General features: G+C 69.7%; 17 protein-coding genes. 4 read left to right on the top strand and 13 right to left on the bottom strand.

Translation table 11 applies throughout. The features are described 5' to 3' along the window. Positions 1-37 precede the first annotated feature (37 nt). A complete protein-coding gene (locus ACTMTI_RS49895; protein WP_441127935.1) occupies positions 38-391 on the top strand; it encodes a helix-turn-helix domain-containing protein in 354 nt (117 codons plus the stop codon). Here ACTMTI_RS49895 and ACTMTI_RS49890 read toward each other — a convergent pair. The 3 genes from ACTMTI_RS49890 to ACTMTI_RS49880 all read right to left on the bottom strand — a co-directional run bounded on the left by ACTMTI_RS49890 (position 381) and on the right by ACTMTI_RS49880 (position 4,226). Further along, positions 381-1,160, bottom strand: a complete 780-nt coding sequence (locus tag ACTMTI_RS49890; RefSeq protein WP_441127934.1) for an alpha/beta fold hydrolase — start codon at positions 1,158-1,160, stop codon at positions 381-383. The genes ACTMTI_RS49895 and ACTMTI_RS49890 overlap by 11 nt on opposite strands. Positions 1,161-1,172: 12 nt before the next feature. Next, positions 1,173-3,398: a SpoIIE family protein phosphatase gene (locus ACTMTI_RS49885; protein WP_441127933.1), complete on the bottom strand. Its 2,226-nt coding sequence runs from the start codon at positions 3,396-3,398 to the stop codon at positions 1,173-1,175. A gap of 123 nt (positions 3,399-3,521) precedes the next feature. Next, complete coding sequence (locus ACTMTI_RS49880; protein WP_441127932.1) at positions 3,522-4,226, bottom strand: metal-dependent transcriptional regulator; 705 nt, start codon at positions 4,224-4,226, stop codon at positions 3,522-3,524. Positions 4,227-4,362: 136 nt separating this feature from the next. On the opposite strand from ACTMTI_RS49880, the gene ACTMTI_RS49875 reads away from it, so the two are divergent. Continuing rightward, entirely contained in the window at positions 4,363-4,980 is a 618-nt protein-coding gene (locus ACTMTI_RS49875) for a UdgX family uracil-DNA binding protein (protein ID WP_441127931.1), read from the top strand. On the opposite strand, the gene ACTMTI_RS49870 is transcribed toward ACTMTI_RS49875, so the two are convergent. Both ACTMTI_RS49870 and pdxH read right to left on the bottom strand, forming a co-directional pair. Continuing rightward, the gene (locus ACTMTI_RS49870; RefSeq protein ID WP_441127930.1) at positions 4,977-6,212 is read right to left on the bottom strand and encodes an MFS transporter; all 1,236 of its coding nucleotides are present in this window, start codon (positions 6,210-6,212) and stop codon (positions 4,977-4,979) included. The two genes, ACTMTI_RS49875 and ACTMTI_RS49870, sit on opposite strands and share 4 nt — an antisense overlap. A 10-nt stretch (positions 6,213-6,222) precedes the next feature. Further along, positions 6,223-6,876: a pyridoxamine 5'-phosphate oxidase gene (pdxH, locus tag ACTMTI_RS49865; RefSeq protein ID WP_441127929.1), complete on the bottom strand. Its 654-nt coding sequence runs from the start codon at positions 6,874-6,876 to the stop codon at positions 6,223-6,225. A 181-nt stretch (positions 6,877-7,057) separates the two neighbouring features. Between pdxH and ACTMTI_RS49860 the strand changes: the two genes are divergently transcribed. Further along, positions 7,058-8,164 (top strand): citrate synthase 2, encoded by a 1,107-nt coding sequence (locus ACTMTI_RS49860; RefSeq protein WP_441127928.1) that lies wholly within the window; start codon positions 7,058-7,060, stop codon positions 8,162-8,164. A 48-nt stretch (positions 8,165-8,212) separates the two neighbouring features. On the opposite strand, the gene ACTMTI_RS49855 is transcribed toward ACTMTI_RS49860, so the two are convergent. Beyond that, positions 8,213-10,855 carry an ABC transporter substrate-binding protein gene (locus ACTMTI_RS49855; RefSeq protein ID WP_441127927.1) on the bottom strand — a complete coding sequence of 881 codons (2,643 nt, stop codon included), beginning with the start codon at positions 10,853-10,855 and terminating at the stop codon, positions 8,213-8,215. 100 nt (positions 10,856-10,955) lie between these two features. On the opposite strand from ACTMTI_RS49855, the gene serC reads away from it, so the two are divergent. After that, complete coding sequence (gene serC, locus ACTMTI_RS49850) at positions 10,956-12,068, top strand: phosphoserine transaminase (protein ID WP_441127926.1); 1,113 nt, start codon at positions 10,956-10,958, stop codon at positions 12,066-12,068. On the opposite strand, the gene ACTMTI_RS49845 is transcribed toward serC, so the two are convergent. The 7 genes from ACTMTI_RS49845 to cbiQ form a co-directional block, all read right to left on the bottom strand. Then, entirely contained in the window at positions 12,061-12,426 is a 366-nt protein-coding gene (locus tag ACTMTI_RS49845; RefSeq protein WP_441127925.1) for a BlaI/MecI/CopY family transcriptional regulator, read from the bottom strand. The two genes, serC and ACTMTI_RS49845, sit on opposite strands and share 8 nt — an antisense overlap. Before the next feature lie 25 nt (positions 12,427-12,451). After that, positions 12,452-13,072, bottom strand: a complete 621-nt coding sequence (locus tag ACTMTI_RS49840; RefSeq protein ID WP_441127924.1) for a rhomboid family intramembrane serine protease — start codon at positions 13,070-13,072, stop codon at positions 12,452-12,454. Between the two features lie 108 nt (positions 13,073-13,180). Then, on the bottom strand, positions 13,181-13,945 hold the full coding sequence (locus ACTMTI_RS49835) for a crotonase/enoyl-CoA hydratase family protein (RefSeq protein WP_441127923.1): 765 nt from the start codon (positions 13,943-13,945) through the stop codon (positions 13,181-13,183). A gap of 53 nt (positions 13,946-13,998) precedes the next feature. Further along, positions 13,999-14,772 carry an SDR family NAD(P)-dependent oxidoreductase gene (locus ACTMTI_RS49830; protein ID WP_441127922.1) on the bottom strand — a complete coding sequence of 258 codons (774 nt, stop codon included), beginning with the start codon at positions 14,770-14,772 and terminating at the stop codon, positions 13,999-14,001. A 47-nt stretch (positions 14,773-14,819) separates the two neighbouring features. Beyond that, positions 14,820-15,158 carry an STAS domain-containing protein gene (locus tag ACTMTI_RS49825; RefSeq protein WP_345558275.1) on the bottom strand — a complete coding sequence of 113 codons (339 nt, stop codon included), beginning with the start codon at positions 15,156-15,158 and terminating at the stop codon, positions 14,820-14,822. Positions 15,159-15,251: 93 nt separating this feature from the next. Next, entirely contained in the window at positions 15,252-15,989 is a 738-nt protein-coding gene (locus ACTMTI_RS49820; protein ID WP_441127921.1) for an energy-coupling factor ABC transporter ATP-binding protein, read from the bottom strand. After that, positions 15,983-16,738: a cobalt ECF transporter T component CbiQ gene (gene cbiQ / locus ACTMTI_RS49815; RefSeq protein ID WP_441127920.1), complete on the bottom strand. Its 756-nt coding sequence runs from the start codon at positions 16,736-16,738 to the stop codon at positions 15,983-15,985. The genes ACTMTI_RS49820 and cbiQ overlap by 7 nt, the downstream gene beginning before the upstream one ends. Positions 16,739-16,741 lie beyond the last annotated feature (3 nt).

Here is a 16,741-nt window from a genome sequence, read left to right as displayed (position 1 = left end):
TGATTGTCTTCATACATATAGTTGCTAGTGTACATGCATGGAGAAGCACATTGGGTACTGGCTGAAGAATCTGGACATGCTGCTGGAAAGTGCCATGGACGACGCGCTGCAGATGTCCCGGCGAGAGTGGCAGGTCCTCAACACCACCGCGCATGACGCCCGGCCGGACGAACTGGCGCCGTTCACCGGGATAGACGAGGCCGTGGAGCGGCTCACCGCCCGGGGGTGGCTGATGGACGGCCGGATCACTGAGGCGGGCAGGGCCGCGCACGCGGAGATCGCCGAGCGGGTGGCCGCGTTCCGGTGGCGGGTGAGCGTGGGCGTGAGCCCGCAGGAGTATCAGGCGACCGTGGACGTGCTCCGCCGGATGTCCGCCAATCTCACGACATAGCGCTGGATTCCAGGATGACGCGTGCCACGAGCTCCGGATCATCGCTCATCGGCACGTGCCCGCAGCCCTTCAGCAGCTTGACCCGCTGCCCGGACCAGCGGGCCGCGCGGACCGCTTGGCGGCGCGGCAGGAGCCGGTCGTGCTCACCCCAGGCGATCGTGATGGGCGACTTGGGCGGCGCGGGCGGCATCAGGCCCGCGAACGACTCCAGCGTCTCGTCGAAGCCGCTCGACGCGGCCAGCGCCTGCGTGGCCGCGATGAGCGCGGTCGGCTCCAGCCTGGACGGGTGCGCGACCAGGATCCCGGCGGACACGGCCCGCAGGAACGGGCTCTCCGCGGTCCTGACGGCCTGTTCGGGCGGCATCGCCCGAGCCGTGGCCCGCAGCGCGCGCAGCACCGCCTGGCAGTAGAGCAGCTCGGACCGCGACCAGAAACCGGCCGGCGACAGCGCGGTGGCCGTACGCACGGCGCCGCGCGAGGCCAGCTCCAGCGCGATGTAGCCGCCCAGCGAGTTGCCCACCACGTGCGGCTCGCGGACGCCCAGCAGCGCGCAGAACGACTCCACCGCGTCCGCCAGCGCTTCCGCGGTGTACGGGGTGCGGTCCGGCAGGCCCCGCGACCTCCCGGAGCCAGGCAGGTCGACCGCGATCACCGTACGGGAGGCGGCCAGCCGGTCGATCACCGGCAACCAGGCCTGCCAGTGGTGACCGATGCCGTGAATGAGGACCAGGGGCGCGCCGGCGCCCCGTCGTTCGAAGGCCAGCTCCATCCCGTCAGTGAATCACTGCCTGCCGCGCGTGGGAATCTCGAACCAGACGGCTTTGCCTTCCCTGGTGGGCCGTGAGCCCCAGCGCCTGGCGAGCTGGTCGACGAGGTAGAGGCCGCGCCCACCCTCGTCGTTCTCCCCCGCGCTGCGGATCCGCGGCAGGCGCAGGTCCTGGTCGAACACCTCGACCCAGACCGCCTCCTCACCCCTGCGCAGCCGCAGCGTGAACTCCTTGTCGCCGACCACCTCGTCCTCGAAGCCCGGCATGTCCCAGGACTCCTCGAACGGCAGCGGCGGCCCCTCCACGACCAGCTCCCTGCGCGGCACGCTGGCGGTGGCGGCGTGCAGCACCACGTTGGTCACGACCTCGGAGACCAGCAGGCAGGCCAGCTCGGCCCGCTCTTCGGGCACGTTCCAGCTCGCGAACGCCTCACCCGCCATGCGCCGCGCCTCACTCACCATGATCGGCTGGGCGGGGAACGTGCGTTCCTCGACGTCGAGGTCCACGTCGCTGGAGCGGACCACCAGGATCGCCATGTCGTCGTCGATCTCGCCGGGCACCGCGACCGTGGCGACGTCGGCGATGCGCTCGACGTCGGCCGACGACATCTTGGCGAGCTTGTCGCAGAGCACGCCGAGCGTCTCCTCGTCGGTCGGCATCCGGCCGTCGCGGCTGGGGCGGCGGTCGACCAGGCCGTCGGTGTAGAGGAGCAGCGCCGCGCCCGGCGGGAGGGTGCGGGTCTCCTCCTTGTAGACCAGGTCGGCATGAAGGCCCTTGGCGCGTACGCCGAGCGGCTGGCCGACCTCTTCGATGTCGAGCTCCACGCACTGGCCGTCGACCAGCAGCAGCGGCGGCGCGTGCCCCGCGTTGGCGAAGGACAGCTGCCGGGACCAGGCGTCGTAGACCAGGTATTGGCAGGTCACGATGGGCGGGATGCTGACGTCGGCGCCGTTGTCGTCCTGCTCGGGCGTGGCGATGATGCGGGTCCACTCATCCAGCCTGGCCAGGATGTCGGCGGGTGACTTGTCGTCCTGCGCGAAGGCCCGCAGCGCGGCCCTGAGCTGGCCCATGATGGCCGCCGCCTTGGCGCCCCTGCCCTCGACGTCGCCGATCACGATGCCGACGCGGCCGGCGGACAGCGGGATCACGTCGTACCAGTCGCCGCCGACCTGGGTCTGGATGCCCTGCCCGTGGGAGACCAGCGGGGCCGCCGGGTAGTAGCGCACCGCGATCGTCAGGCCGTCGAGCTGCGGCAACGCCCTGGGCAGCAGGTGCTTCTGGAACGACTCGGCGGTGTGCCGCTCCTCCTCGAACAGCAGCGCGTTGTCGATCGCGAGCGCGACCCTGGTGGCGATGGCGCCCACGAAGTCGCGGTCGAAGGCGTCGTAGTGGGGGCTGCGGCGGTCGGTGAGGTTGGACAGGCTGAGGTACATCAGGCCGAGCGTCTCGCCGCGCACCAGCAGGGGGGCGACGATGGCCGAGGTCATGCCGATCTCGCCGCACAGCCGCGCGCTGTTTTCGTTGGAGGCGGGGTAGCTGCTGGTGGCGAAGTCCTCGACGAGGATGGTCTCCTGGCGGCGCAGTGCCGTGTCCGCGTAGTGGCCGGAGGGGTAGCGGATCTCCGCGCCCACCGGCTTCCATGTTCCCGACGGCGGCGTCCACCCCTGCACATGTTGTGAGACCCGGCGGACGAGCCGGTCGCCCTCCATCAGCTCGATGAAGCAGTGGTCGGCGAACTGCGGGACGAGCATCTCGGCGACGCGCTTGAGCGTCTCCTCGACGTAGAGCGAGCCGGCCAGCCGCTCGCCGATGCGCTCCAGCAGCCCGAAGCGGTCCTTTTCGCGCTCGTTGCTGCGCAGCGCCTCGCGGGCGAGGATGACGATGCCGGTCACCGCGCCCGAGGAGTGGCGCAGCGGCACGGCCTGGGCGCGAACGTAGACGATGGTGCCGTCGCCGCGCTTGACGTCGAACGTGCCCTCCCACACGCCGCCCTTGAGCACGTGCTTGGCCAGCTCGATGGCGAGCGGGTGGTCCTTCTCCATGATCCCGAGGGACAGGACGGACGTCTCACGAGAAGGCGACTGACCCGTACGGCCGAAGAGCTTCTCGGCGAAGGGGTTCCAATAGAGAAGATTGCTGAAACGATCGGTGACGACCACCGCCATTTCCGCGTGGTCGAGCACGGATCCGGCAGCAAGGTGATCGGCCGCGTCTTGGGGCAGATCCCCCCATCGCTTCATCCGGAGACCACTCCTCGGGGTGGCATGCATGCAAAGCGAACCACGGGCGCTCCTGCAACGGTCTTGGCCAGGGGAGAGTGGAGGGGCTCCCAAGAGGGATTCAACCAAGCAGCCGCGCGCGCGTCAGCGCTTGGAGACAAAAACGTGCGCCGCAACGTCTCGCGGAAGCTCCGCGGGAGTGTCGTTCGCGTCACCGTCACCTGTCACCCGCACACCGTCGTCGCTCGCCGCGAGCGTGACCTCGCGTCCGGGTTGTATCCCAACTTGCTTGAGTTTAAGCATCACAGCGGGATCACTTTGCACTTGTTCGCTAATTCGCCTGACGACGACGGGTACGTCTCCCGGTCCTGCCAGGTCGCACATCGAGGTCAGCACGTTGGCGCCGGCCTCGGCGGGCTCCGTCGCGCCCAGCTCGGCCAGCCCGGGGATGGGGTTGCCGTGCGGGCAGACGGTGGGGTTGTCGAGCAGCGTCACCAGGCGCGACTCCACGGACTCCGACATGACGTGTTCCCAGCGGCACGCCTCGATGTGCACCTCTTCCCAGGGAAGTCCGATCACCTGGGTCAGCAGGCACTCGGCGAGCCGGTGCTTGCGCATCACGCGCGTGGCGAGCGTGCGGCCGAGGTCCGTCATGGACAGGTGCCGGTCGCCCTCGACGCGGACGAGGCCGTCGCGCTCCATGCGGGCGACCGTCTGGCTGACGGTGGGCCCACTCTGCTGCAGGCGCTCGGCGATGCGGGCGCGAAGGGGAACGATGCCCTCCTCCTCGAGCTCGTAAATCGTGCGGAGATACATCTCCGTCGTGTCGATCAGGCCGTGTGCGGTCAAGGCAGTCCTCCCACCTAAATGTTACGCCGGTCGTGGCGTGCGGGCCCCTTCGAACACTGGCCCACCCGGCTCAGGACTGAGCTCATCCGCCTCGGGCACATGAGTCACAGGAACCCTATTGGGAGAACGACCGACGATGGATAAGGACCCCAACAAAGGCGCGGCCGAGTTCCTTCCCGACAAGCTGGACCTCGAGTCGCTGCGCATCGCCGCGGCCTGCTGTGAAGGCTGCGGCCGCTTCCAGAACGCCACGCAGACGGTGTTCGGCGAAGGGCCGAGTCACGCCACGTTCATGCTGGTGGGCGAGGTGCCCGGAGACCAGGAGGACCGCCAGGGGCATCCGTTCGTCGGTCCGGCGGGCCGCATTCTGGACAGAGGGCTGGAGGAGGCGGGAATCCCGCGCGACGACGTCTACGTGACGAACGCGGTCAAGCACTTCGCCTTCATACCTAAGGGGAAGAGGCGCATTCACCAGAAGCCGACGGCCGCCGAGATCACCGCCTGCCAGCCGTGGCTGAACGCGGAGCTGGCCGTGGTGGAGCCGCGGATGGTCGTGGTGCTCGGCGCGACGGCGGCCAGGTCGTTGCTGGGGCCGGCGTTCCGGGTGACGAAGCAGCGAGGCGTGCCGGTGCCGCTCGGGGAGCGGCTCGCCGTGGCCACCATCCACCCGTCGGCGGTGCTGCGCGCCCCCGACAGGGAGGCGGAGTACGAGGGCTTCCTCGCCGACCTGCGGGCGGCGGCCCACGCCGCCTAACCCGATCGGTAGTTCCTGAAGCGCGCCACGGACAGGCCCACGACCAGCACCATGACCGCGCACGCGAGCCCGCCGCCCACCCACGCGCCGGTCAGCCCGAACGCCGTCGCGGTCGCCCCGGCCCGCAGATCGCCCAGCCGCGGCCCGCCCGCCACGACCACCAGGAACGCGCCCTGCATGCGCCCGCGCATCTCGTCAGGCGCGTGCAACTGCAGGATCGACTGCCGCCACACCGACGAGACCACGTCCGCCGCGCCCCCGACGGCCATGAACGCCACCACCAGCCACAGCTCCTGCACCAGCCCGGCCGCGGCCACGGCCAGCCCCCAGACGGCGATGACGACCACCAGCGCCACCCCCTGCCGCGAGACCCGCCCCACCCAGCCGGAGAACAGCGCCCCGGCGACGGAGCCGGCGGCCATGGCCGAGTTCAGCAGGCCGAGCGCGATCTCGGAGCCGCCGAATTTCGTGGCGGCCAGTTCGGGGAACAACGCCCGCGGCAGCGCGAACACCATCGCGATGATGTCCACGACGAACGACATCAGCAGCACCGGGCTCCTGACGATGAAGCTGAGGCCGTCGAACACGGCCCGCGCCCCCGGGCGGCTCACCTCGCCCAGCGGGGGCAGTGAGGGCAGTCTGAGGGCCGCGTAGAGGCTGCCGGCGAACAGCAGGGCATCCACCCCGTACGCGGCCGCGAACCCGCCCAAGGCCAGCATCACCCCGCCGACCATCGGGCCGACCACCGAGCCGATGCTGTAGACCAGCGAGTTGAGCGCGTTGGCGGCGGGCACCAGCTCCGGCTCCAGGATCCTGGGGATGATCGCGCCCCTGGTCGGCCCGGTGATGGCGAAGCCGGTGGCGTTCAACGCGACCGCGGCGAAGATCAGGTAGACGTTCCCCCAACCCAACAGCGCCTGCACCAGGATGAACAGCGTGGCGACCCAGGCCACGAGCGAGCCGGCGACGAGTAGCCTGCGCCGGTCGACGGCGTCGGCGACCGCCCCGCCCCACAGGCCGAACACCACCAGCGGCACCAGGTTGGCCATGCTGAGCAGCCCGACCCAGAGCGAGGAGCCGGTCAGCTCATAGACCTGCTGGCCGACCGCGACCACGGTGGCCCCGATGCCCACCTGCGAGACGGCCTGGCCGAGCCAGAGCCGCCGGTACGCGGGCACGCCGAGCGGCCGGGTGTCCACCAGATGACGTTTGACCAGCTCCCCGAATGCCACTTGAAGAACATTAAGGTGCCAGTCTCTCCAAGACCCATCCGGGGCGCGTGCGCCGATAGCGGAGTCTGTCGTGCATCCGGTCGAGTTGTCCTTGCCAGAATTCGGCCTCGATCGGGTGGACCCGGAAGCCGCCCCAGAAGTCGGGCACCGGCGGATCCTCCGGCCAGCGTGCCGCCAGCTCCGCGTATCGGGCGTCCAGCTCCTCCCTGGATCGCACGACGGCCGACTGCCGCGAGGCCCAGGCCCCGATGCGCGAGCCGTACGGGCGGGAGTTGAAATATGCGGCCGACTCCTCCGGGGAGACGCGGGTGACGGTGCCCTCGATGCGCACCTGGCGGCGGATCGGGTGCCAGGGGAACAGGAGTGACGCGCGGGCGTTCTCGGCCAGGTCGCGGCCCTTGCGGGACTCGAAGTTGGTGTAGAAGACGAATCCGCGTTCGTCATAGCCCTTCAGCAGGACCGTCCTGGCGCTGGGGCGGCCGCCGGCGGAGGCGGTGGCCAGGATCATGGCGTTGGGTTCCGGCAGCCCGGCGTCGAGCGCCTCCTGGAACCAGACGGTGAATTGGGTGACGGGATCGGCCGCGACGTCAGTTTCGAGCAGCGGCTCGCCCTCGTACGTACGGCGAAGCCCCGCCAACAAGGGCGGGCGCGGGATGGCATCCACGAGACGGTATTCTTGCGCGCCCGTGAGACGGATCTCATACCCCCCTCCCCACCAGCGGGTTTGGCCTAACGGCGGGTCCCGAGACCGAGCATGAGCTGGTAGGGGGTTAAATTGACCCGCCGGTATCTCGACATCAAGGCATTGCATTGCCGGAACATGGCAGAAAGGGAGGCGGCCGAGCATGTCCGACTTCAAACCCGGGCTCGAAGGCGTCGTAGCTTTCGAGACCGAGATCGCGGAACCGGACAAAGAAGGGGGCGCCCTTCGATACCGGGGCGTCGACATCGAAGAGCTGGTCGGCCGTGTCCCGTTCGGGGCCGTCTGGGGCCTGCTGGTCGACAACACGTTCCAGCCGGGCCTGCCCCCGGCGGAGCCGTACCCCATCCCTGTCCACTCCGGTGACATCCGCGTAGACGTGCAGAGCGCGCTGGCCATGCTGGCTCCGGCCTATGGCTTCAAGCCTCTGCTCGACATTTCCGACCAGGAGGCCCGGGACCAGCTCGCCCGCGCCTCCGTGATGGCTCTGTCCTTCGTCGCGCAGTCCGCGCGCGGGCTCGGCCTGCCGATGGTGCCGCAGAGCCGGGTCGACGAGGCCAAGACCATCGTCGAACGTTTCATGATCCGCTGGCGCGGTGAGCCCGACCCCAAGCACGTCAAGGCCATCGACGCTTACTGGACCTCCGCGGCCGAGCACGGCATGAACGCCTCCACGTTCACCGCCCGCGTCATCGCCTCCACCGGCGCCGACGTGGCCGCCGCGCTCTCGGGCGCCGTGGGCGCCATGTCGGGTCCGCTGCACGGTGGCGCCCCGGCCCGGGTGCTGCACATGATCGAGGGCGTCGAGCACCTCGGCGACGCCAAGAAGTACGTTCAGAGCGAGCTCGACAAGGGCAACAGGCTCATGGGCTTCGGGCACCGCGTCTACCGCGCGGAGGACCCTCGCGCCCGGGTGCTCCGCCGTACCGCCAAGGAGCTCGACGCCCCCCGCTACGAGGTCGCGGCGGCGCTGGAGCAGGCCGCGCTGGAGGAGCTGCACGCGCGCAAGCCCGACCGGGTGCTGGCCACCAACGTGGAGTACTGGGCGGCCGTGGTGCTGGACTTCGCCGAGGTGCCCGCCCACATGTTCACCTCGATGTTCACCTGCGCCCGCACGGCCGGCTGGGCCGCGCACATCCTGGAGCAGAAGCGCACGGGCAGGCTGGTCCGCCCCAGCGCGAACTACATCGGCCCCGCCTCCCGTCCCCTGAGCGACGTCCCCGGCGCCGCCGAGGTCACCGGCACCATCTGATTCCGGCGAACGGCTGCCGCGCCTCCGCCGCGGCAGCCGTTCGTCAGGTCAGGTGTTGGGCAGGCCGACGCATAGAGCCTCCTTCGAGGGAGGCTCGTTGGTGTCCAGCCGGCCGCAGCGCACCTTGGGTTGTGCGTAGCCCCACTGAGACCGCTCCACCTTCATGATCGCGATCGCCTTGTCGGTGGGAGTGTGCCGCTCCGTGGCGTTGAAGTCCATGACCCCGCTGGACCCCGCCCACGCGTGCTCCCCTGACGTGCGGGCCAGCCGGTACAGGATGTCGCCCTGGCTGGGCAGCCGTTCGTCCTCTTCCCCTCCTGCCGCGCTGGCGGCCCGGTAGGCGGCCTCGGCCGCCCGGTAGACCACGTCGGCCGCGTCGTAGGTGAGGATGAGGTTGTCGTCGGAGGCCTTCGCGTGGGCGCCCTTCAGCAGCTTGCTGACGAACGCGGTGGCCAAGTCAGGCCGCCACAACGCCCGGCTCGCCAGCGCCATGTAGTAGACCTCGACCTGCTTCATGTTCGCGATCGCCTCGCCGTGATCGGTCACCACCTTGATGACGTCGTCGCCGGCGATCACCTTCACCTGCCCGCAGGCCTGGCCCTCGATCGCGGTGAGGAAGGCGCGGAACTCGGACGCGCGCCCCGCGTAGATCAGGACGTCCGGCTGGAGCTTGCACGCCTTCTCCGCGGCCGAGGAGATCCCGCCCTGTTCGACGGTGTACGGGATCCGGCCCGCGACCTTGACCTCCTCCGCCGTCAGCGCCTTCTCGAAGTCGTCGGCCAGGTTGTAGGTGTACTCGTCGCCCGTCGACCGGTCCTCGACGATGACCGCCGAGGGCTCGTCCACGGCCGGCAGGAGGGTCCGCCGGGCGAACCGGGCGCCCAACGTCGCCTGCCGGAAGTTCGTCGGGCCCACGTGGAAGAAGTAAGGGGATGGATCGCCGGGATCGTCCGGCCTGGCGGTGTTCTTGATGTAGCCGAGCCCGTCCGCGGTCGCCGTGCTCGACACCATCGGGATCTTCGCCAGGTGCAGCTCCTGGATCGCCTCGCTGATGCCCCTCACGCTGCGCGGCAGGCCCACCACGCCCATCACGTGCGGGTTCTGCTCGGCCATCTCGGTGATGAGCTGGGCCGTCCTGCGCCCATGGTCGAAGTTGTCGCCCGCGTTGGCGATCAGCACACGTAAGCGGGGGGTGCTGGACACCGTCCGCTGGTATTCCTCGACCGCCGCGAGCTCGGAGACGGCGGCGGCGAGCCGGGTGTCGTCCTCTGCGGTCTTCTTGATCGAGAACTCGCCGAACAGGACCATGCTGACGTACCGTCCGGAGTCCGTGGCATAGACGTTGTTCGCGTCGATCTTCTTGATCAGTCGCTCCACCTCGCCGTCGAACAGGTCGCCAGGCGTGGCGCGGGTGGCGTTGACGATGCCGACGCACTCATCCTCGATCCGCTCGACCCACGGCAGGCCACCGCAGTGTTCGGCCCTGTCCCGCTGGATCCAGTAGACCGACGCGAGCGGCACGACCAGCAGCAGCGCCATCGCCGCCCAGTAGCCCATGGCCCGCGCGCGGCGTGGCGGCGGCTGGTACGGCGGCGGGCTCGGGGGCAGGGCGGTGGCCTCGATGGTCAACCGCAGATCGGGAACGCCCAGCCGAGCCGTCTCCCGCCACCGCCGGACCGCGTCCTCGAGATTGCCGAGGTCCTCCGGTCTGTCCTGCGGCCTGGACGTGACCTCCGGCACGGCGGCCAGCACGACCATCGGGGCGAGCAGCCCGCTCTTCTTGGTGATCTCCTCCGTCAGCCACAGGAACCGGGCGTTGATCCCGTCGGGATCGGTGATCTGGAGGACCAGCAGGGAGTGCAGCCCCCTGCCCCAGCTCGGCCACGGAATGATCCACTTCTTGTACGCCTCGTGCAGGTCCTGCATCAGCGCATGGACCAGCAACTCCTCGATCTCCGGTGCCGGCGCGTTCGCCAGGCGCAGCGCGTATTGCGGCAGCCGTTCGAAACGCTTCCTCTTCAGGGCCGGCGCCCCGCTGAACCAGCGGGTGAACAGCGATCCCCGGATCGACAGCACGCCCTGCGCCGCGGTGCCGGCCAGCGCCACGACGAGGCCGAGCAGCCAGGGAATGACGCCGACGAGGTCGGCGGCGCCACCGGCCCACCAGACGGCCAGGGTGCCCACCGGCACCCATGTCGTGGCGGCCCGGGTCAGGAAGTCGGCCCTCGTCCTGACCCCGCGGTCGTCGCTGCTGGCGCGCCTGCGCCATTCCTTGAGGCGTTTTTTGAACTCCTGGTAGCCCGTGTGCGAATGGGGCTCGGGCGGCCAGCTCGCGGCGCCCTGCGGCGGCAGGCCGCGCTGCTCCCTCGCCCACAACACGAACTGGGCGAGCGGAAAGCGCGGCGGCGGCAGGAGCGACCCGCCCACCGGCTTTCCGAGCTGGCCCTGCTCCCCCGCCAGCGACTTCACCAGCTCCACGACCGACTCGTGCTCGCCGTCCTTGACGTAGGCATAGGGCACGCAGTCGTGGAAGGGCTCGGCGAGCATCTCGACCGCGGCGAGCGCCTGCGGACCGGTCACCAGCACGGTGGGCAGCGGCGGATCCGCGCGCCAGAACGCGGGCCTGCGGATCAACACCTCGATGACGCTGCGCAGATCGGCCACCTGGACGCCCCTCCAGCCGGTACCCACCCCGTGTACGGTCAACGAACGATCAACAGAAGTGGTTCATCATGTCTCAGGATCCGGACCCAGGTCCAGGTCATTCTTCCGGGCTCAGTACGCTGGGCACGTGGCTGACATCGTGATTCCCGCTGACATCAAGCCCGCCGACGGCCGATTCGGCTGCGGGCCCTCGAAGGTGCGCACCGAGCAACTGGCCGCGCTCGCCGCCTCCGGCGCGAGCCTCATGGGCACCTCCCATCGCCAGAAGCCGGTCAAGAACCTGGTCGGCCGCGTGCGCTCCGGCCTCGCCGACCTGTTCTCGCTGCCCGAGGGCTACCAGGTCGTGCTGGGCAACGGCGGCACCACCGCGTTCTGGGACATCGCCGCCTTCGGCCTGGTCCGCGACAGGTCACAGCACCTGTCGTTCGGCGAGTTCTCCTCGAAGTTCGCCGCGGTGACCAAGAAGGCCCCGTGGCTTGGCGAGCCGAGCGTCATCAAGTCCGAGGTCGGCACCCACCCCACGGCGGTCGCCGAGGACGGCGTGGACGTCTACGCGCTGACCCACAACGAGACCTCGACCGGCGTCGCCATGCCGATCAAGCGCGTGGGCTCGGACGACTCGCTGGTGCTCGTGGACGCGACCTCCGGCGCCGGCGGCCTGCCGGTCGACATCACCGAGAGCGACGTCTACTACTTCGCGCCGCAGAAGAGCTTCGCCTCCGACGGCGGCCTGTGGATCGCGATCATGTCGCCGCGCGCCCTGGCCAGGGTCGAGGAGATCGCCGCGACCGGCCGCTACGTGCCGGAGTTCTTCAGCCTGCCGGTCGCGATCGACAACTCCGCCAAGGACCAGACCTACAACACCCCGGCCGTGGCGACGCTGTTCCTGCTGGCCGACCAGCTCGACTGGATGAACGGCAACGGCGGCCTGGCCTGGACCACCGCCCGCACGGCCGACTCCAGCGCGCGCCTCTACACGTGGGCGGAGAAGTCCTCCTACGCCACGCCGTTCGCCGCGCCCGAGTTCCGCTCGCAGGTGGTCGGCACGATCGACTTCGCCGACAGCGTGGACGCCGCGGCCGTGGCCAAGGTGCTGCGCGCCAACGGCATCGTGGACACCGAGCCCTACCGCAAGCTCGGCCGCAACCAGCTGCGCATCGCGATGTTCCCGGCCATCGACCCGGCGGACGTCGAGGCGCTGACGGCGTGCGTGGACCACGTGGTCGAGCGCCTCAGCTAGTCCCCGCGCCGCGGCGTCGCAGCTCTTCCATGAGGGCGAGCGCGTCCTCGTCCGCGACGCTCTGCGCGAACCTCGCCAGCACCGGCAGCCGGTCGGTGCTGGCGGACAGGGCCTCCAGCATGAGGTCGCTGACGTGTTCGTCTCTTGACTTCGCCGCGGCGTATCTGAACGCGTTGCGGTACGGCGTGCGTACGAGCAGGCCCTTCTTCACCAGCCGCTCGGCGACGGTCTGGACCGTCGTGTAGGCCAGCTCGCGCTCCTCGTTGAGCGTGGCCAGGAGCTCCCTGACGCGCATCGGTTTCCCGGCGGCCCACAGCACATCCATGATCGCGCGCTCCAGGGATCCCAGGTTCGCCAACTGACCGATCCCTCCGGTTCGATATTCAATAGGGCGCCGGCAACGCACGCTTGCGGCGCAGCACCCAGCCGGCCACCACGCCGCCGATGAGCCCGAACAGGTGGCCCTGCCAGGAGATGCCCTGCTGGTTGGGCAGCAGCCCGGCCAGGATCCCGTAGTAGGCGATGCCCACGCCGACGGCGATGGCGATGTCGAGCAGGCGGCGGTCGAACACGCCCCTGGCCAAGATGTAGCCGAAGTAGCCGAAGACCAGGCCGCTGGCCCCGACGGTGTAGACGCCCGGGCTCGTCACCCAGGTGCCCAGGCCGCCGATCAGGATGATCAGCACGCTGGCCCACAGGAACTTGCGGACGTCGCGCAGGCCGGCCAGGAAGCCCAGGATCAGCAGGGGCAGCGAGTTGGCCATGAGATGGCCGAAGCCGCCGTGCAGGAAGGGCGCGAACAGGATGCCGACCAGCCCGTCGGCGTCCCAGCCGAGAATGCCGAACTGGTCGAGCGAGCCGTTGAGCACGAAGTCGACGCCCTCGACGACCCACATCACGGCGAGCATGGCGACCACGATGATGAGCGAGCTCAACGCGCCCGGGAGAAGGGCCCCGGCGCCGCGCTTGGCGGACTCGAACCTGGAACCCGAATAGTCGCTCATGCGCTCTCCCGGAAGGTCGGTCTTTATCTTCTTTTACCGTACGCAGGAAGAGTCATGCGCGCGTTAAGAGAGTCCCCTCCCGTTCCGCGAGGGAGCGGGAGGGGACGGCTATTCGCCCTTCCATTGGGGCGCGCGCTTCTCGGCGAAGGCGGCGGCGCCCTCCATGGCGTCCTTCGAGCCGAACACCGGATTGATGATCGGGCCTTGCTTCTCGAACATCTCCTCCAGCGGCCAGTCCTGCGATTCGATGATCACCTTCTTGGTCGCGGCGAGCGCGAGCGGGGCGTTGGCCGCGATCTTGCGGGCCAGCTCGATCGCCCCTTCCAGGGCCGCGCCGGGCTCGGTGATCCGGTTGACCAGGCCCAGCTCGTACAGGCGGGCGGCCGGGTAGTGATCGCCGGTGAGCGCGATCTCCATGGCCACGTGGTACGGGATCCGCCGCGGCAGCCGCATGATGCCGCCCGCGCCCGCCACGAGCCCGCGCTTCGGCTCGGGCAGCCCGAAAGTGGACTCCGACGACGCCACGATGACGTCGCACGACAGCGCCAGCTCGAACCCGCCCGCGAGCGCGTACCCTTCCACCGCGGCGACCAGCGGCTTCTTCGGCGGCGCCTCGGTCAGGCCGCCGAAGCCCCGCCCCTCCACCATCGGGAAGTCACCGGACAGGAACCCCTTCAGGTCCATCCCGGCGCAGAACGTGCCGCCGGCACCGGTCAGGACATAAGCGGAGATGTCGGGGCGGGCATCCAGGTCGTCCAGCGCGCCGGCGATCCCCCGCGCCACCGCCCCGTTCACCGCGTTGCGGGCCTTGGGCCGGTTGATCGTGATGATCGCGACGTTGCCGGACTCCTCGACGAGCACTTCGTCAGACACAAGATCCCTTTCAGGTCTGGGGGGTCGCGGGGGGTCGTCCCCCCGCGGGTGCCTCACTTGGGCTGGAAGCGGATGCCGCCGTCGAAGCGGACGACCTCGGCGTTCATGTAGTCGTTCTCGATCAGCGAGTGCACCAGGTGGGCGAACTCCTCGGGCCGCCCCATGCGCTTGGGGAACACGACCGGCGCCACCAGCTTGGCCTTGAACTCATCGGCGTCGGCCGAGAAGCCGTAGATCGGGGTGTCGATGATGCCGGGGCAGACCGTGTTCACCCGCACGCCGATCGCCGACAGGTCGCGCGCCGCGGGCAGCGTCATGCCCACGATGCCGCCCTTGGAGGCCGAGTACGCCAGTTGCCCCGTCTGTCCCTCCAGCGCCGCCACGGAGGCCGTGTTGATCACCACGCCGCGCTGCCCGTCCTCGTCGGCCGGCTCGGTCTTGGCGATCGCGGCCGCCGCGATGCGCATGAGGTTGAACGTGCCGATGAGGTTGACCTCGATGACCTTGCGGTAGGTACTCGGGTTGTGCGGCTGGCCATCGCGGTTGACCGTGCGCTCGGCCCAGCCGATGCCGGCGCTGTTGACCACCACGCGCAGCGGCTTGCCGGTGGCCACGGCGGCGTCCACGGCCGCCTGCACCTGCTCGTCGTCCGTCACGTCCGTCTTGGCGAAGACGCCGCCGATCTCGTCGGCGACGCTCTTGCCGCGCTCTTCGTTCAGGTCGGCGACGACCACCGTGGCGCCGGCGCGGGCCAGCTCGCGGGCCGTGGCCTCGCCGAGGCCGCTGGCGCCGCCGGAAATGATTGCTGCAGATCCGTTCACGTCCATATCCCGGACCCTAGCCGCCGACCGAATGAAGTTCTACTTGGGGGTGGTTAAATTCCACCCACGGCACTGTCGACGTCGGAATACACCTTGATCCGCCGGTCGAGCCCGGTGGTGCGGAGGATGCGCGCCACCGGCGCCTGCGGCGCCGCCAGTGACACGCCGCCGCCCTCCCCCGTCGCCAGCCGCCAGGCCTCGATCAGCACCGACAGTCCGCTGGAATCCATGAACGACAGCTGCTGCAGGTCGAGCACGAGCCTGGCGCCGTCCTGTTTGATGGCGTCGCGTACCTCGTCGCGGAGGAACGGCGCGGTGAACAGGTCGAGCTCTCCCTCAACGGCCACCACCACGGCGTCACCCAGGGCATGTCGCGCAAGCCGCAGCTTCATTTGGCCCCTCCTCGATGAGCCACTGTACTTCGACATGCCCGGATCGCGGACATGCACAGACCACGAATAGTGGGATAAACGGGTTGAACGTCGTCACACCGCCGGAATCGCGAAGCCGTACGGGAGCTCCAGGCGGTGCCGGGCCAGCAGATCGGTGTCGGCGAGCAGCTCGCGCGTGGGCCCGTCGGCGGCGATCACGCCGTCGGAGAGGACGAGCGAGCGCTCGCACAGCTCCAGCGCGTACGGGAGGTCGTGCGTGACCATGAGCACCGTCACGTCCAGGGAACGCAGGACCTCGGCCAGCTCCCTGCGGGCGGCCGGGTCCAGGTTGGACGAGGGCTCGTCGAGCACCAAAATCTCCGGCTCCATGGCCAGCACCGTCGCCACGGCCACCCTGCGCCGCTGCCCGAACGACAGGTGGTGCGGCGGCCGGTCGATGGCCTCCAGCATGCCGACCCGTGCCAGCGCCTCCTTGACCACCCAGTCCAGCTCCTCGCCCCGCATTCCCGCGTTGGCCGGGCCGAAGGCCACGTCGTCGCGGACCGTGGGCATGAAGAGCTGGTCGTCGGGGTCCTGGAAGACCAGGCCGACGCGCTGCCGGACCTCCTTGAGCGTGTCCTTGCGCACGGGGACGCCGGCCACGGTGACAGTGCCGTGCCCTGCGGTGAGAATCCCGTTGAGGTGCATGACGAGCGTGGTCTTGCCGGCGCCGTTCGGGCCGAGCAGGGCGACCCGCTCGCCGCGGGCGATCGACAGGTCCACGCCGAACAACGCCTGCGTCCCGTCGGGATAGGCGTAGGCGAGCTGCCGTACTTCGAGAGAGTTCACCACGTCAGTCCCAACACTGCGAGCGCCACGGCGGGCAGGGCGAGGGCGGTGCCCCATTGGTGAGCCGATGCCGACATGTCCTGAATGGTAGGCATCAGCCCGGAGTATCCCCGACTGAGCATCGCCAGGTGCACCCGCTCGCCGCGCTCGTACGACCGGATGAACAGCGCCCCGGCTGAGCGGGCGATCACGGGGATGTGCCGGAAATTTCGCGCTTCGAAGCCACGGGACTCACGGGCCACCCGCATCCGCCGCATCTCATCCAGGATCACGTCCATGTACCGCAGCATGAACATGGCGATCTGCACCAGCAGACTCGGCAGCCGCAGCCGCTGAGCTCCGATCAGGATGACGCGCGGCTCCGTGGTGGTCGCCAGCAGGATCGAGGCGGCCACCCCGAGCGTGGCCTTCGCCAGGATGTTCCAGGCCGCCCAGAGCCCGGGCACGCTCAGCGAGAGCCCCAGCACCGTGGTCCGCTCCCCCAGCCCGATGACCGGAATGAGGAAGGCGAACAGCACGAAGGGCACCTCGATCACCATCCGCCGCAGGATGTAGGTCACCGGCACCCGGGCCGCCACCGCCACGCCCCCGAGCAGGACCGCGTACGAGGCGAACGCCCAGAACCGCTCCCGCGGCGTGGCCACCACCACGATCGCGAACGCGAAGACGGCGAGCAGCTTGCACTGCGGCGGCAGCCGGTGCACGACCGAGTCGCCCGGCAGGTAGAGCTGGTGATGATGCCCGGCGCTCACGCG

It is taken from the genome of Nonomuraea sp. H19, from assembly GCF_052068215.1.
Lineage (GTDB): Bacteria > Actinomycetota > Actinomycetes > Streptosporangiales > Streptosporangiaceae > Nonomuraea.
The sequence above is the reverse complement of the archived record's forward strand: the minus strand, read 5'-3'. Positions and strand labels throughout refer to the sequence as shown.

Bases quoted from the DNA above. Each gene is read 5' to 3' on its own strand.
- ACTMTI_RS49895 (WP_441127935.1), top strand. From the start codon at position 38: ATGGAGAAGCACATTGGGTACTGGCTGAAGAATCTGGACATGCTGCTG.
- ACTMTI_RS49890 (WP_441127934.1), bottom strand. From the start codon at position 1,160: ATGGAGCTGGCCTTCGAACGACGGGGCGCCGGCGCGCCCCTGGTCCTC.
- ACTMTI_RS49885 (WP_441127933.1), bottom strand. From the start codon at position 3,398: ATGAAGCGATGGGGGGATCTGCCCCAAGACGCGGCCGATCACCTTGCT.
- ACTMTI_RS49875 (WP_441127931.1), top strand. From the start codon at position 4,363: ATGGATAAGGACCCCAACAAAGGCGCGGCCGAGTTCCTTCCCGACAAG.
- ACTMTI_RS49860 (WP_441127928.1), top strand. From the start codon at position 7,058: ATGTCCGACTTCAAACCCGGGCTCGAAGGCGTCGTAGCTTTCGAGACC.
- ACTMTI_RS49840 (WP_441127924.1), bottom strand. From the start codon at position 13,072: ATGAGCGACTATTCGGGTTCCAGGTTCGAGTCCGCCAAGCGCGGCGCC.
- ACTMTI_RS49830 (WP_441127922.1), bottom strand. From the start codon at position 14,772: ATGGACGTGAACGGATCTGCAGCAATCATTTCCGGCGGCGCCAGCGGC.
- ACTMTI_RS49825 (WP_345558275.1), bottom strand. From the start codon at position 15,158: ATGAAGCTGCGGCTTGCGCGACATGCCCTGGGTGACGCCGTGGTGGTG.